Source organism: Vibrio sp. 10N.222.49.C12 (assembly GCF_041475025.1).
Classification (GTDB): domain Bacteria; phylum Pseudomonadota; class Gammaproteobacteria; order Enterobacterales; family Vibrionaceae; genus Vibrio; species Vibrio crassostreae_C.
In genome coordinates this window covers 43,973-59,257 of the sequence record NZ_JBFRVF010000034.1, presented here as the reverse complement: position 1 = coordinate 59,257, position 15,285 = coordinate 43,973, and the positions used below count along the sequence as shown (strand labels likewise).

11 protein-coding genes are annotated in these 15,285 nt (G+C 47.3%); 7 read left to right on the top strand and 4 right to left on the bottom strand.

What is annotated here, in order from left to right; translation table 11 throughout:
* Positions 1-134 precede the first annotated feature (134 nt).
* Positions 135-1,091, top strand: coding sequence for a DUF2860 domain-containing protein (locus AB4583_RS12460; protein WP_017069572.1), 957 nt, complete (start codon positions 135-137; stop codon positions 1,089-1,091).
* A gap of 62 nt (positions 1,092-1,153) precedes the next feature.
* Here AB4583_RS12460 and AB4583_RS12455 read toward each other — a convergent pair whose 3' ends face one another.
* A complete protein-coding gene (locus AB4583_RS12455) occupies positions 1,154-2,677 on the bottom strand; it encodes a YifB family Mg chelatase-like AAA ATPase (RefSeq protein WP_017058783.1) in 1,524 nt (507 codons plus the stop codon).
* Positions 2,678-3,149: 472 nt separating this feature from the next.
* Between AB4583_RS12455 and ilvG the strand changes: the two genes are divergently transcribed.
* The 5 genes from ilvG to ilvA are packed head-to-tail and all read left to right on the top strand — an operon-like array spanning position 3,150 to position 9,486.
* A complete protein-coding gene (gene ilvG / locus AB4583_RS12450) occupies positions 3,150-4,796 on the top strand; it encodes an acetolactate synthase 2 catalytic subunit (protein WP_017058784.1) in 1,647 nt (548 codons plus the stop codon).
* Between the two features lies 1 nt (position 4,797).
* Positions 4,798-5,082 (top strand): acetolactate synthase 2 small subunit, encoded by a 285-nt coding sequence (gene ilvM / locus AB4583_RS12445; protein ID WP_017055442.1) that lies wholly within the window; start codon positions 4,798-4,800, stop codon positions 5,080-5,082.
* Between the two features lie 12 nt (positions 5,083-5,094).
* Entirely contained in the window at positions 5,095-6,063 is a 969-nt protein-coding gene (locus AB4583_RS12440) for a branched-chain amino acid transaminase (RefSeq protein WP_017069571.1), read from the top strand.
* Positions 6,064-6,096: 33 nt separating this feature from the next.
* Positions 6,097-7,938, top strand: coding sequence for a dihydroxy-acid dehydratase (gene ilvD / locus AB4583_RS12435; protein ID WP_017069570.1), 1,842 nt, complete (start codon positions 6,097-6,099; stop codon positions 7,936-7,938).
* Positions 7,939-7,941: 3 nt separating this feature from the next.
* Entirely contained in the window at positions 7,942-9,486 is a 1,545-nt protein-coding gene (gene ilvA, locus AB4583_RS12430; protein WP_102426595.1) for a threonine ammonia-lyase, biosynthetic, read from the top strand.
* Positions 9,487-9,583: 97 nt separating this feature from the next.
* Here the strand turns inward: ilvA and punR are convergent, their stop codons facing one another.
* Positions 9,584-10,498, bottom strand: coding sequence for a DNA-binding transcriptional activator PunR (gene punR / locus AB4583_RS12425; protein ID WP_136974240.1), 915 nt, complete (start codon positions 10,496-10,498; stop codon positions 9,584-9,586).
* 163 nt (positions 10,499-10,661) lie between these two features.
* Here punR and punC point away from each other — a divergent pair, with 163 nt between their 5' ends.
* Entirely contained in the window at positions 10,662-11,873 is a 1,212-nt protein-coding gene (gene punC / locus AB4583_RS12420; protein WP_017063021.1) for a purine nucleoside transporter PunC, read from the top strand.
* A 71-nt stretch (positions 11,874-11,944) separates the two neighbouring features.
* Here punC and AB4583_RS12415 read toward each other — a convergent pair whose 3' ends face one another.
* Positions 11,945-13,564, bottom strand: a complete 1,620-nt coding sequence (locus AB4583_RS12415) for a sensor domain-containing diguanylate cyclase (RefSeq protein ID WP_171733079.1) — start codon at positions 13,562-13,564, stop codon at positions 11,945-11,947.
* Positions 13,565-13,791: 227 nt separating this feature from the next.
* On the bottom strand, positions 13,792-15,150 hold the full coding sequence (gene glmU / locus AB4583_RS12410; protein WP_136978679.1) for a bifunctional UDP-N-acetylglucosamine diphosphorylase/glucosamine-1-phosphate N-acetyltransferase GlmU: 1,359 nt from the start codon (positions 15,148-15,150) through the stop codon (positions 13,792-13,794).
* Between the last annotated feature and the right edge of the window lie 135 nt (positions 15,151-15,285).

The window sequence follows — 15,285 nt, the reverse complement described above, 5'->3', positions numbered from 1 at the left end:
GATGAAAGGAAGCTTCGGCTTCCTTTTTTTTTGCTAGTTCAAAAATCATTATTGATAAATAATTAACCTGGAAGTTTAAAGCTTTACTGCTATTAATAACCCGTCCTAAGAACCGGTGGGCAAGGAGCCCTTGAATGAAAATAAAAATAACTCTCTTGGCATTGAGCGTTGCGGCTTCTCCCGCTTTTGCCAAGCTTGCAGACCAACAAGGTTTCAGTGGTGAAATCTCTCTCAATACCGGGGTTACCTCTTCCACCTCGAACTTTAATACCGATGCTGATAGCAATCTTTCATCCACAGATCAGAAGGCTTCTTCGGAAAGCTCTTTTCTGGTTGCTCCTTTAGGTAGTGTTGCTTATACCTTTGGTGAAAAGCTAAACCATCAGGTATACACAGGTACCGCGCGAGATGATGTAGCAACAGGTACTGTAGTTCTCGAAGTCGGTTACAAATACCAACTTGAGTCAGGCATGGTGATCGACGCTTCACTGCTGCCAACCATTATGTCTGGTGAAACTTGGGCTGATCCATACAACACCACATCAGCTCGCACCAAGACCGATGAAACTGGCAATGCGTTTCGTTTGAAGCTAAGCAACATTGCGGGCTCAGCTTTCTCGCTAGACATGGCCTATGCGACCAAAGATGTCGACAAGGATGATATTCAAGATCAAGAGCTCAAACGAGATGCCAATACTCTCTACTTGAAAGGTCAATATCGCCTGCCACTTAGTCGTACCATGATGCTTATTCCATCCGTCATCTATCAAACACGTGATGCTGATGGTAAAGCTGAATCTTACGACCAATTCGGTGGTGAGGTAAGCTTGTTTGGTGGCATGGGGCGTCACCAGTACGCACTAACAGCGGGTTACAACCAACGCTCTTACGATGCGAGCAACCCGATCTACGACAAGAAACGCAGCGACGACAATATCAACCTATTCGCCGCCTATGAGTATGATCAATTCATGGATTGGGAAAACTGGTCGTTTATTTCACTGGCAGGCTACGGCACCAGCGACTCGAACATTACCTTCTACGACGAGTCTCAATATATCGTTTCAGTTGGCTTGAACTACAAGTTCTAACCTTAGCGAGTATGAACTGCAATCCAACGAAAGCCTGCATCTAAGCAGGCTTTTTCTGCTTGCTAGACAGCTTGAGCCGTGAGTTGTTTCAGCAAGCGATCCATCGCGCGATAGCCTAGCGCTTCTGATAGATGTTTCTTTTCGATCTGCTCGTTACCGTCAAGGTCGGCAATGGTTCGTGCCACCTTAATAATTCGATGATAAGCACGAATCGATAAACCCAAGCGATGTAGTGCTGTCTCAAGAAACTCTGCATCTTCGCGTCGCAGTGGGCAATACTTCTCAATTTCTCGGCTACCTAACAGTGCATTCGATTTATGGTTGCGAGATAGCATTAACTCTCGCGCCTGCCTAACCCTTTGCTTAACTACTTGAGTGGTTTCACCGCGATCACCGCCTTCGGCCAACATTCCTTTTGGCAACAGAGGTATCTCCAATGACATATCGAACCTATCCAGCAAGGGCCCAGATAAGCGATTGAGGTAACGCAGGATGATCTGTGGGTTGGCGCGCGCCTGGTTACCTTCGTAATAACCCGTTGGACTTGGGTTAAGTGCACCGACCAATTGAAAACGCGCAGGAAAACGAGTCTTGCCCGCAGCACGGGAGATAATGATCTCGCCCGACTCTAGTGGCTCTCGTAATGAATCAAGCACCTTGCGCTCAAACTCCGGCATCTCATCTAAGAACAATAAGCCGTTATGCGCTAAAGAGATCTCTCCGGGGCGAGGCACCGAACCACCACCCACTAATGCCGCCATTGAACTGGAATGGTGAGGAGAGCGAAAAGGTCGTTGCTTCCAGTTGTATTGATTGATTTCTTGTTGCGTTAACGAGGCCACCGACGCGGTTTCCATCGCTTCGTCATCACTCATTTCAGGTAATAGGTCACGCAGTCGAGAAGCGAGCATAGTTTTTCCGGTTCCGGGTGGGCCAAGAAACAATAAGTTATGATTCCCAGCAGCGGCTATCTCTAGAGCTCGCTTGCCTTGTTGTTGGCCGATAATATCTTGTAGGTCGCGAAGCACTGAAACATCAGCCTGATGATGTTCCGTTCTATATAGCCCAAGCTGAGCCTGTCCACACATGTCAGCACAAACCTCCAACAAGGTTTGTGCAGATTTATGCGCTCCCTTGCCCACCAGCGCAGCCTGATCACCGTTATGATGTGGGACAACTAAGCATCGCTCTACACTGTCGGCGGCTAACGTCGCAGGCAAAACGCCCTTTACCGAGCGAAGTTCTCCTGACAATGCCAACTCACCGATAAATTCATGTTGAGCTATTTTTGATGTCGGAAGCTGATCTGACGCCACCAAAATCCCAAGCGCGATGGGCAGGTCAAAACGGCCACCTTCTTTGGGCAAATCGGCTGGGGCGAGATTGACCGTGATTCTTTTCGATGGAAACTCAAAGCGAGAATTGATGATCGCGCTTCTCACTCGGTCTTTAGATTCCTTGACCGTTGTTTCAGGTAGACCCACCAGCGTGAAGCCAGGCATTCCGTTGCTTATATGCACCTCAACGGTCACTTCTGGCGCCTCTACACCCACACTAGCTCGGCTATGAATTATCGCGAGTCCCATAACTTTCCTTTGTCTTTGATTTAAAAGTATTCGCTCTGGATATTCGTTGCTCACCAAAGCGATAAGGTTGTTATATAGCTTGGTGGAATGGTATTTTAATGTGAAAAAAGAATGACATTTCCCTTGTCATGCGGCAGATTTGTGTGATAACACTAGAGATGTAGACATTTACTGAAGACAATAAACGAGAAAACTCGAATATTATGATTTTTAACGCTCGCATTTACGCACTGATTAACCTGATTATCGTAGTCATTATTAAGACTGCGCGGGGGCGAGTGGGAAGAAAGTAACCACGAATTAGAAAAAACCCCCGCACTGACAAGTCCGGGGGTTTTTTCTAATTTAAACATTCGATTTTTATATTTTTGAGCATTTTCGGCTTTGCCGATTTACAGGAAGAATGGGAGCACAAGATGTGCAGAGACAAAGGAAACAGTTACCAAAATAAAGGTAATACGGGAGAATTCCGATGAAAGGCGCAGAACTAGTCGTATCCGCACTCAAGCAACAAGGAATTGAGACCGTATTTGGTTACCCCGGTGGTGCCATCATGCCAATCTACGATGCACTCTATGACGGCGGGGTTGAACATATCCTATGTCGCCATGAGCAAGGCGCCGCTATGGCCGCGATCGGCATGGCTAGAGCAACACAAGATGTCGCTGTTTGTATGGCAACCTCGGGACCAGGTGCAACCAACCTAGTCACTGGCCTTGCTGATGCCTTTATGGATTCAATCCCATTGGTTGCTATCACAGGTCAGGTTGCAAGTTCCCACATTGGTACCGATGCATTCCAAGAAATGGATGTGATTGGTATGTCTCTGTCATGTACTAAACACAGCTACCTAGTAACTGATATTGAAGAGCTAGCTCCAACCCTCGCTGAAGCGTTTGTGGTAGCAAAGTCTGGCCGCCCTGGCCCGGTTATCGTCGATATCGCTAAAGACGTTCAACTAGCAGAAGCACCTGTTAACGCTCTTCCTGAATTTACTCCACCCGCAATTCCTGTTGCGACAACTGATGCCATTGAACAGGCACAGTACTTTTTGTCTCAAGCGACCCGTCCTGTTTTATACGTAGGTGGTGGTGTTCAACTTGCTAAAGCAACCGATGCGGTTCGTGAGTTTTTACGCCTAAACCCAATGCCAGCAGTAAGCACACTGAAAGGCTTGGGCACTATCGAACGTGACGACCCACACTACCTTGGCATGCTGGGTATGCACGGCACTAAAGCCGCTAACCTTGTGGTTCAAGAGAGTGACCTGTTGATTGTTGTCGGTGCTCGTTTTGATGACCGAGTAACTGGCAAACTCGATACCTTTGCGCCGCATGCTAAGGTTATCCATATCGATATCGATGCCGCTGAGTTCAGCAAACTGCGTCTTGCCAATGCGCCAATTCGCGGTGACATCAACAAGATCATGCCTCAACTAGAGCTAAGCCAAGACATCTCCTCTTGGGTTCATCACTCTGAAGGTCTTCGTAGCTCATTCAAATGGCGTTACGACCACCCTGGTGATCTGATTTTTGCTCCACTGCTGTTGAAGCAACTGTCAGACATGATGCCAGCAAGCTCTATCGTATCGACTGATGTGGGCCAACACCAAATGTGGGCAGCTCAGCACATTCAGCCTCGCGATCCACAGAACTTCATTACCTCTGCCGGTTTAGGCACCATGGGCTTTGGCTTGCCAGCTGCAATGGGTGCTTCGGTTGGGCGTCCTGATGACCAATCTATTCTTATCTCTGGTGATGGCTCGTTCATGATGAACGTGCAAGAGCTTGGCACGCTGAAACGCCGCCAAATCCCAGTGAAGATGGTACTTCTTAACAACTCTCGCTTGGGTATGGTTCGCCAATGGCAATCGTTGTTCTTCGATGGCCGCCATAGTGAAACTATCCTAGATGACAACCCAGACTTCGTAATGCTAGCGAAAGCGTTCGATATCCCGGGTAAAACCATCACGCGTAAAGAAGAAGTAGAGCCAGCACTAAAAGAGATGCTAGAGAGCAAAACCGCCTACCTACTTCATGTTCTTATCGATGAAGAAGAGAACGTATGGCCACTAGTACCGCCAGGTGCTTCAAACAGTGAGATGTTGGAGAACACATAACATGAAAAGATACCTATTAGACATCAAAGCCGATGATAAGCCTGTACTACTAGAGCGTGTTCTTCGTGTTATCCGCCACCGTGGCTTTATTGTTAAGCAAGTAGCGGGCACTCAAAACCACGAAAGCAAAGTGGCGAGTGTTGAGATCATTGTAGACAGTGACCGTCCGATCTCTTTCTTAGTCAATCAAATCGAAAAGCTGTGGGATGTGCGTACCGTTGACGTTATCTCTATCAGTCGTAATGAATTGCCAAACAACAACTTACAACAAAAGATAAACGCATAAGGAACCACAAACATGACAGCTAAAACGGCAGACTATATTTGGTTTAACGGTGAGATGGTTCCTTGGGCAGAGGCGAACGTTCACGTCCTGACTCACGCAATGCACTACGGTACTTCTGTGTTTGAAGGTGTTCGTTGTTACAACACACCAAAAGGGCCGGTTATCTTCCGTCACCCTGAACATGCTAAGCGCCTAAAAGACTCAGCAAAAATCTATCGCTTCCCTATTCCTTACACTGAGGAAGAAATTATGGAAGCGACTCGCGAAACGCTACGCCAAAATAAGCTAGAGTCAGCGTACATCCGCCCTCTAGGTTTCGTAGGTAACGTTGGTTTGGGTGTCTGCCCGCCAGAAAATACTGAGATGGAACTGATCATCGCTGCTTTCCCTTGGGGGGCTTACCTAGGCGAAGAAGCACTAGAAAACGGCGTTGATGCAATGATTTCTAGCTGGAACCGTGCCGCTCCAAACACGATCCCAACCGCAGCAAAAGCCGGTGGTAACTACCTATCTTCACTATTAGTTGGTGGCGAAGCTCGCCGTCATGGTTACGATGAAGGCATCGCACTGAGTGTTGATGGTTACCTTTCTGAAGGGGCTGGTGAGAACATCTTTGTGGTACGTAACGGCGTGCTATCCACACCACCAGCGACCAGTGCGATTCTGCCGGGTATCACGCGTGATTCGATCATGACACTAGCAAAAGACATAGGTTATGAGATCCGTGAAGAGAACATTGCTCGTGAAGCGCTATACCTTGCTGATGAAGTATTCATGACAGGCACAGCGGCGGAAATCGTTCCGGTTCGCAGCGTAGACAAAATTACAGTAGGTGAAGGCAAACGCGGCCCTATCACTGAAAAAGTTCAAGCGGCTTACTTTGGTCTATTCAATGGAACCACTGAAGATAAGTGGGGCTGGTTAGACTACGTTTACCCAGCAGACCAAACTTCAGAAAACCAAACGCAAACAACTAAGTAAGCAACAGCCAAATATTTTATAAGGATTTAAGCAATGCCAATCTATCGTTCAGCAACGACTACCCACGGACGCAACATGGCTGGTGCGCGCGCTTTATGGCGTGCAACTGGCGTTAAAGATGATGACTTCGGTAAGCCAATCATCGCAGTTGTAAACTCTTTCACTCAATTCGTACCAGGCCACGTTCACCTTAAAGATATGGGTCAATTGGTAGCAGGTGAAATCGAGAAAGCGGGCGGTATCGCTAAAGAATTCAACACCATCGCAGTTGATGATGGTATCGCAATGGGTCACGGTGGCATGCTGTACTCACTGCCATCACGTGAGCTTATCGCAGACTCAGTAGAGTACATGGTGAATGCTCACTGTGCGGATGCGATGGTATGTATCTCTAACTGTGACAAAATCACTCCGGGAATGATGATGGCTGCAATGCGCCTTAACATCCCAGTGATCTTTGTATCAGGCGGCCCAATGGAAGCAGGTAAAACCAAGCTTTCCGATCAAATCATCAAGTTAGACCTTGTTGATGCAATGATTCAAGGTGCCGATCCAACGATTTCTGATGAGCAAAGTGAGCAAGTAGAACGTTCTGCGTGTCCGACATGTGGTTCTTGTTCAGGTATGTTCACGGCTAACTCAATGAACTGTCTAACTGAAGCGCTAGGCCTATCTCAGCCTGGTAACGGTTCTATGCTAGCAACGCACGCTGACCGTGAAGAGCTATTCATCAATGCTGGTAAGCGTATCGTTGACCTGACTAAGCGTTACTACGAGCAAGATGACGCATCAGCACTGCCTCGTAACATCGCTAACCGCGCAGCCTTTGATAATGCTATGGCGCTAGATATCGCGATGGGGGGTTCAAGTAACACAGTACTTCACCTTTTAGCGGCAGCTCAAGAAGGTGAAATTGACTTTGATATGGGTGATATCGACGAGATGTCTCGCCGCGTTCCACACCTATGTAAGGTTGCGCCTTCAACACCTAAATACCACATGGAAGACGTTCACCGCGCTGGTGGTGTTATGGCTATCCTAGGTGAGCTTGATCGTGCTGGCCTACTGAACAACCAAACTCGCACAGTGCTTGGTCTAAGCATGCAAGAGCAACTTGCTCAATACGACATCATGCAGACAGAAGACGAAGCCGTGCTTAAGTTCTTCCGTGCTGGCCCTGCAGGCATTCGTACTACCAAAGCATTTTCACAAGATTGCCGTTGGGATCGTCTTGATGACGACCGTAAAGAAGGTTGTATCCGTACTAAAGAGAACGCATTCAGCCAAGAAGGTGGCCTAGCCGTACTTTCAGGCAACATCGCCGTTGACGGTTGTATCGTTAAGACAGCAGGTGTTGATGAAGAAAACCTGAAATTCCAAGGCCCAGCTATCGTATTTGAAAGCCAAGATAGTGCTGTTGATGGCATCTTAGGTGGCAAAGTGAAAGCGGGCGAAGTGGTTGTTATTCGTTACGAAGGTCCTAAAGGTGGTCCGGGCATGCAAGAAATGCTTTACCCAACCACTTACCTAAAATCTATGGGTCTAGGCAAGTCTTGTGCTCTATTAACAGATGGTCGTTTCTCGGGTGGTACATCGGGTCTGTCTATCGGTCACGCTTCTCCAGAAGCAGCAAGTGGCGGTGTGATTGGTCTAGTAAACACTGGCGATATCATCACTATCGACATCCCTAGCCGTTCGATCACACTTGATGTGCCTGAAGCTGAACTAGAAGCGCGTCGTGTTAAGCAAGACGCACTAGGCTGGAAACCAGAAAACCGTCAGCGTGAAGTGTCTTTCGCACTGAAAGCTTACGCAAGCATGGCGACCAGTGCCGACAAAGGTGCCGTGCGTGATAAGTCTAAGCTAGAGGGCTAGTCTATGAGTGATGACACGGTCAGTCCCCAAAAACAAACTGGCGCAGATTATCTGCGTCAGATCCTGAGAGCGCCAGTTTACGAAGCCGCAATCGTGACACCTCTGCAAGAGATGCCTCGCTTAAGTGCTCGCATTGGTAATCAGGTTCAGCTAAAGCGTGAAGACCGTCAGCCGGTCCACTCGTTCAAGCTACGTGGTGCCTACAACATGGTATCAAGCCTTTCAGAGCAGCAAAAAGCCGCAGGTGTGATTGCAGCATCGGCAGGTAACCATGCTCAAGGTATGGCGCTGTCCGGTTCTAAGCTTGGTATTCAAACCACGATTGTGATGCCAAAAACCACACCAGACATCAAGGTTGATGCGGTACGTGGCTTTGGCGGTAACGTAGTTCTACACGGCAGCAACTTTGATGAAGCTAAAGCTGAAGCAGAACGCCTTTCCGCTGAACATGGCTACACCTTTGTGCCTCCATTCGATCACCCATTGGTGATCGCCGGACAGGGCACCATGGGTATGGAAATGCTTCAGCAAAATGGTCACATGGATTACATCTTTGTGCCGGTTGGTGGTGGTGGCTTAGCTGCGGGTGTTGCTGTATTAGTAAAACAGCTGATGCCAGAGATTAAAGTCATTGCAGTAGAACCAGAAGATTCGTCTTGCTTAAAAGCGGCCCTCGATGCCGGTGAACCTGTGGTACTGGATCAGGTCAGTATGTTTGCTGATGGTGTTGCGGTTAAACGCATTGGTGAAGAGACATTCCGTCTTTGCCAACAGTACATTGACGGTCACATTGCAGTATCTAGCGATGAGATATGCTCTGCGGTGAAAGACATCTTTGAAGACACTCGTGCGATTGCTGAACCTTCAGGAGCGCTTGCTCTGGCTGGTTTAAAGAAGTTTGCAGAGCAGAACCAACTGCAAGGCAAACAACTGGCAACTGTACTTTCTGGTGCTAATACCAACTTCCATGGTCTGCGCTATGTGTCTGAACGTTGTGAGTTAGGTGAAAAGCGCGAAGGTCTACTTGCGGTTACTATTCCTGAGCGACAAGGTGCCTTCCTAGAGTTCTGTAATATCATTGGCGGCCGTGCTGTGACTGAGTTTAACTACCGTCATAACGATGACAGCCTAGCGAACATCTTCGTCGGTGTACGTCTCAATGGTGGACAAGAAGAACTCGATCACATCATCAATGACTTACGTGAGGGCGGCTACCCGGTTGTCGATCTCTCTGATGATGAGATGGCAAAACTGCACATTCGTTACATGATTGGTGGCAAACCATCAAAACCATTGAAAGAGCGCCTATACAGCTTCGAGTTTCCTGAATACCCAGGAGCATTGATTAAGTTCCTTGATACCTTAGGTACCCATTGGAATATCAGCCTGTTCAACTACCGTAACCACGGCGCTGATTACGGCCGTGTATTGTGTGGATTCGAACTGGATGATGATGATTTAGCTCAGTTCTCAACACATCTACGAGAGCTTGGCTATCAGTGTAAAGATGAAACCGATAACCCTTCCTACAAGTTCTTCTTGTCATAAGAGTTAACGACCGAATCAAAAAGAGCGAGTATTTACTCGCTCTTTTTATTGGTGCTGATTCAACTCAAACTTGAAAAGGATCTTCTCGCTAAGATCATTAGACCGCCTTGCGATGATCCAACCAATCTTGGTGAAGTTGTTCACTCGATCCTAGGTATTTCACCATCCACTCGATCAACTTATGGTTATCGTCTTTTCGCCACACCAAACAACAATGACTCTGCGGACTCGGTTCAGGCAGTATTTTTTCCACCAGCAAGCCTTGTTCGATAATTGGCGCGGCAATGTGCCTCGGCATATAACCCACCCCTACTCCATTTTTAAGGCATTCAATTGCGCTATACCAATTGGGTAACAACAGGCGTCTTTGACTTGAGTAGTGGCCTGTGTGTCGCTTAGGGAGCACACTGGAGGTATCATCCAAGCAGATGGCTGGATATTGGCTCACGAACTCTTCATTGAGGTTCTGTTCGCGCACACACGGGTGACTTGGCGACATTACAAATGCCCAATCTAATTGCCCCATGTCTTTGACTTCAAAATCGCCACCAACTGGCACAGCTGAGGTGGCGCCAATCACGATATCCGCCCTGCCCTGTGCAATCGCTTCCCATGAGCCGTTGAATACCTCCATGTTGATCTGAAGTTCGGCAAACTCAAAGGTTTGATAGAACTCTTCAATCATCGGCTTCATCTTGTCGAGCTTCACCACATTATCGAGCGTCAGACGCAAGGTTTTCTTCCAACCTCGAGCTGCTCGACGAGTCTGGGCACTGACCTCTTCCATTTGCCTCAGTAGTGCACGCGCCTCTTCAATGAACAGTTCACCTGCCGGAGTGAGCTCAACCTTTCTCGGTAAACGCCTGAAAAGCAGCACATCCAGTTCTTGTTCGACCTGTCTGACACCATAACTGATCGCCGAGGGCACTTTGTGCAACTGCTCAGCCGCCGCGGTAAAACTGCCCAAGCGCGCTACCGTATCGAGCATTTCTAAAGAGGATTTAGAGAACATAAGCCTTCAAATTTTTTGATTGATAACCACATATTTTAGCGTTTTATTTTATCAGGTCTGAAAAATAGAATGTCAGCATAAATAAACAGGGGCTTTCACTTCTGTATATCAAACAATTTTTTTGATGATAAAAACATCATTACCTTTAGCTTAATGGCATCTTATGAATATTTCTAAATTTCAATTGGTCTACCTTGCAGTTCTTTCAATGCTTGGCTTTATTGCGACCGATATGTACCTTCCTGCATTTAAGGCAATGGAAGTTGATTTCGCAACCGGCCCAGAGCAGATTGCCCTGTCTTTAACGGTATTCCTTGGCGGTATGGCAATGGGTCAGCTTCTTTGGGGTCTGGCGAGTGACAAGTATGGTCACCGTAATACGCTGGCGGTTGGTCTTGTTATCTTTACTGCAGCTTCATTCGGCTTAGCATTCAGCACCGAGGTATGGCATCTACTGACACTGCGCTTCATTCAAGCGATCGGCGTATGTGCTCCTGCGGTAATCTGGCAAGCAATGGTTATCAAGCGTTACTCACAAAGCAGTAGCCAACAAATTTTTGCAACCATCATGCCTTTGGTTGCGCTATCTCCTGCATTAGCACCTCAGCTAGGTGTGTTACTGGCGGATAGCTTTGGCTGGCACAGCATCTTCATCACATTAACCTTGATGGGTGCACTGCTAGTGGCGACAACAATGGCTCAACCAAAAGAAGCGCCTGAAGTAAAACAGACATCGATTAAGACAGACATCAAGATGTTGCTTAAATCAAAGCCTTACATGGGTAATGTCTTAATGTTTGCTTCAGCATCTGCAGCGTTCTTCGCTTACCTAACGGGTATGCCAGAGATCATGGCTCAACTAGGTTATGAAGCAAAAGACATCGGTTTGAGCTTTATCCCACAAACAATCGCGTTCATGGCGGGTGGTTACTTCGGTAAGCAAGCAGTGAAGAAATATGGCGATGGCGTTGTACTAAGAAACCTTATCGGTTTGTTCAGTGTAGCGGCGATGCTTATCTTTATCGCATCACAGTGGGAACTGACGTCAATCTGGCCTCTACTTGCGCCTTTCTGTTTGATTGCTGTCGCAAACGGCGCACTTTACCCAATCGTAGTAAACCGTGCTCTATCAAGCGCTAAACAAAGCCCAGCAACAGCTGCTGGTCTACAAAACAGCCTGCAAATCAGTATCAGTGGCCTATCAAGTGCATTGGTCGCGGCAATGGCTAGCCAAGCACTAAGCGCGACGGGTATTGCCGTTGTGATCTGTTTGGGTGCGTTGTGGGTTGGCTATATTGTTTCGAACAAAGAGCTTTCTGAACACTTCGCGACACCTGACAACTCTCGAGTAGTCGCTGACGAGAAACAAGACTAGTTTCTAAGTTAACGAAAACAAAAAAGAGCGAGATTACTCGCTCTTTTTTTATATCTAAATTTTACTTCTACTTATTTTGCAGCAACTTCACCATCGACTACTTCTAACGCTGGCGCTTTATGGCGGCTATATTCATCATAGTTAACCACTCGGCTGCGGCCCATATCTTTCGCCATGTACAAAGCATTATCGGCCATCTTAACCAGAGACTCGGTATCAGACGCTGGCTTAGGATAAGTGGCGACACCTATCGAAACACCCAACTGACCTAATGACAGACCTTTATGCTCAAGGTGCATTGAACGCACCGTATCACATAAGGTTTGACCAAACTCCGTCGCTTCTTGCATTGAATAATGTGGAAGCAGTACCGCTAACTCCTCACCACCGAGTCGGCAAGCAATCTCGTCTTCGCTAACACTCTGTTTGAGCAGTGCGCTGATCTCTTTCAATACGAAGTCACCTGCATCATGACCAAAGTTGTCATTGAAGCGTTTGAAGTGATCCAAATCGAGCATCAATAGCGATAATGGCTGCTCGCTGGTGGGCGAATTCATTGAGTGCTCTTCCAGTTTTTGTTCGAAGAAACGACGGTTGAATAAGCCAGTCAGCGGATCGCTCAATGCTTGAGAACGCAGTTTCTCTTGCAAGCTGAGGTTGGCTAAAGCGAGCCCCAAGTGTTCAGAAACACTAAAAGCCAACTGTTCGATAATCGGATCAATCTTGATATCACCTTGACCAAAATAGAGGTGCATAATGCCAATGGTATTGCCGTGCGCCGTCAGCGGAATACACAAGGTTTGATTGTTGTCCATTTCATGCATGTGACCACAAGTAAGAGAATGAAAATCGTTATTCGATAGATGAGCACGCCCTTTGCGCAGCGACCAGCACTCTTCCGGAGCAAAGCTGACACTGCCTGGCCATGTTTCTCCCCAATCAAGCTGGGTAACCAACTGGTTACGTGAGGCACGCATCAGAGAGACACTGCCATTCACCTGACCAAGAATACGCGGCAAGATATCTGAAACGATCTGCTGCGCCTCAACCATGTTGCTGCACGCGGCCAGCATAGTCGCAAGGCGATGCATCAGCTCAATTTCATGGGTTCTTTGGCGAATCCGTTCATCTTGCTTCTTTTGCTCCTCTTCCACTCGCTGAACGATTTGGCGATTGCTCACGTAAGAGGTGCCAATCAAGAAGCTTAAACTCAGCACGACCATGCCCACCAGTATTCCCATTAATTGGAAGTTCATCTGTTTCAATTGATGCATTGGCGAGGAGATCACGACAACGAAATCTTGTCCGTTAACGCTCTCTTTCATTGAATAATAGATTCGGTCGATGGAGGTCACGGTACTAAAACGGACATCACTGCCAATACCTTGTTGAAGCGCTTGTTGGAATTCGGGGCGGTTAGCGTGGTTTTCCACTCTCGCCAATGCATGCTCAGATAAGTCCGTATCCCCTATCACTACCCCATCGGTATTGATCACTTGAATTCGAAGGCGAGTATTGGCTTGGGTTAACCCTCCAATGTAGTGATCAACATCCACGCCAGCCGTAAATAACTCACTGTCTTCACGAATTTCATAGATAACATCGGACATCAAAGAGACAAGATGATCGCGCTCATTCTCCACCACTAACTTTTCCAAGGTGACATAAAAGCCATAGAGACCTATTAACATTGAAAAAGACAAAATAATGATCGGCAATGTTTGCCATTTCTTTTCAACCAATATCACGATGTATTAACCCAACTTTACCGAACCGTAACCTGAATACTAACAAGCCTCCAACAAAATACAATTGGCAAATCTATTATTTCACTGTCAGTAAATTCTGACAAAAAAGCCAGCAACTGACGTTACTGGCTTTGATTGGAATCCAATTTTAAGTGCTGGAGGCGGAAAGGTTACTTCTTAGTCGGACGTTTCCAATCAGCGATCTTGCGCTCTTTAGCTCGGCTGATAACCAGCTCATTTTCCAACACATCACGCGTCACTGTAGAGCCAGCACCAACCGTCGCACCATTACCAATCGTAACAGGCGCTATTAATTGACTATCTGAACCAACAAACACGTCATCACCAATAATGGTCTTAAACTTATTCGCCCCATCGTAGTTACAAGTAATTGCACCCGCACCCACGTTTACGCGCTGACCAATTTCAGCATCCCCAAGATAAGTCAGGTGGTTGGCTTTAGAGCCTTCGCCAAGGCGAGTGTTCTTCACTTCAACAAAGTTACCGACGTGCGAGTTATTACGCATATCGGCACCCGGACGTAGGCGAGTGAATGGACCAACCGTACAGTCTTCCCCCACCGTTGCCCCTTCAATAACGCTGTATGGACGAACGATGGTGTTGTCGTCAATCTCACAGTCTTTCAGTACACATCCCGTACCAATAACCACATTATCACCAATGCTGACACTGCCTTCAATGATAACGTTAGTATCGATCTCGACATCCATACCGCACTGCAGATCACCGCGTAGATCAAAGCGGCTAGGGTCGCGTAGCATCACGCCTTGCTTCAATAGCTTATCGGCTTGCGTAGCTTGGTAAGCGCGCTCTAGGCGAGCCAGTTGCGAACGATCGTTAACGCCTTCCACTTCAATTGGGCTTACTGGGTGTACCGCTTCAACTGCACGACCTTCGTCGTGAGCCGCAGCGATAACGTCAGTCAGGTAATATTCACCCTGTGCGTTGTCGTTGCTTAGACCTGACAACCAGCGCTTCAGATCGCCACCAGTCGCCACCATAACGCCGGTATTGATCTCTTTGATAAGCTTCTGCTCATCCGTTGCATCTTTCTGTTCAACGATAGCCACAACAGGGCCATTACGACGAATAATACGTCCGTAGCCCATCGGGTTGTCTAACACGACAGTAAGTAGCGCGATGCCACCGTTTGGTTGAGCGTCTAATAGGTTTTCAATGGTTTCAGGTGAGATTAGTGGAACATCACCGTAGAGCACCAATACTTTTTCATCATCAGCGAAATGTGCAGATGCTTGATCCACAGCGTGACCTGTGCCGAGCTGTTCAGCTTGCAGTGCCCAGTTTACAGATTCTTCAGCTAAGGTAGCCTTCATCTGATCACCACCGTGGCCGTAAACCAGGTTGATGTTTTGAGCGCCTAGACCATTACATGTATCGATAACATGCTTCACCATTGGCTTACCCGCAAGTGTGTGCAGAACCTTTGGTGTGTTTGAATACATGCGAGTGCCTTTGCCCGCCGCGAGAATTACCGCGCTAAACTTCATTGTAAACCTATCCAACGTTATTTTTATTAAGCCGATATTGTAACCGTTTTTGGGCAAAAAATTAAATCGCAATAACCATTTAACCAGTAGTGATACGTAAAAGAAGCATTTTTGAGAATCTAAAAATGCAAAAAG

Bases quoted from the DNA above. Each gene is read 5' to 3' on its own strand.
- AB4583_RS12460 (WP_017069572.1), top strand. From the start codon at position 135: ATGAAAATAAAAATAACTCTCTTGGCATTGAGCGTTGCGGCTTCTCCC.
- AB4583_RS12455 (WP_017058783.1), bottom strand. From the start codon at position 2,677: ATGGGACTCGCGATAATTCATAGCCGAGCTAGTGTGGGTGTAGAGGCG.
- ilvG (WP_017058784.1), top strand. From the start codon at position 3,150: ATGAAAGGCGCAGAACTAGTCGTATCCGCACTCAAGCAACAAGGAATT.
- ilvM (WP_017055442.1), top strand. From the start codon at position 4,798: ATGAAAAGATACCTATTAGACATCAAAGCCGATGATAAGCCTGTACTA.
- AB4583_RS12440 (WP_017069571.1), top strand. From the start codon at position 5,095: ATGACAGCTAAAACGGCAGACTATATTTGGTTTAACGGTGAGATGGTT.
- ilvD (WP_017069570.1), top strand. From the start codon at position 6,097: ATGCCAATCTATCGTTCAGCAACGACTACCCACGGACGCAACATGGCT.
- ilvA (WP_102426595.1), top strand. From the start codon at position 7,942: ATGAGTGATGACACGGTCAGTCCCCAAAAACAAACTGGCGCAGATTAT.
- punR (WP_136974240.1), bottom strand. From the start codon at position 10,498: ATGTTCTCTAAATCCTCTTTAGAAATGCTCGATACGGTAGCGCGCTTG.
- punC (WP_017063021.1), top strand. From the start codon at position 10,662: ATGAATATTTCTAAATTTCAATTGGTCTACCTTGCAGTTCTTTCAATG.
- AB4583_RS12415 (WP_171733079.1), bottom strand. From the start codon at position 13,564: ATGTTAATAGGTCTCTATGGCTTTTATGTCACCTTGGAAAAGTTAGTG.
- glmU (WP_136978679.1), bottom strand. From the start codon at position 15,150: ATGAAGTTTAGCGCGGTAATTCTCGCGGCGGGCAAAGGCACTCGCATG.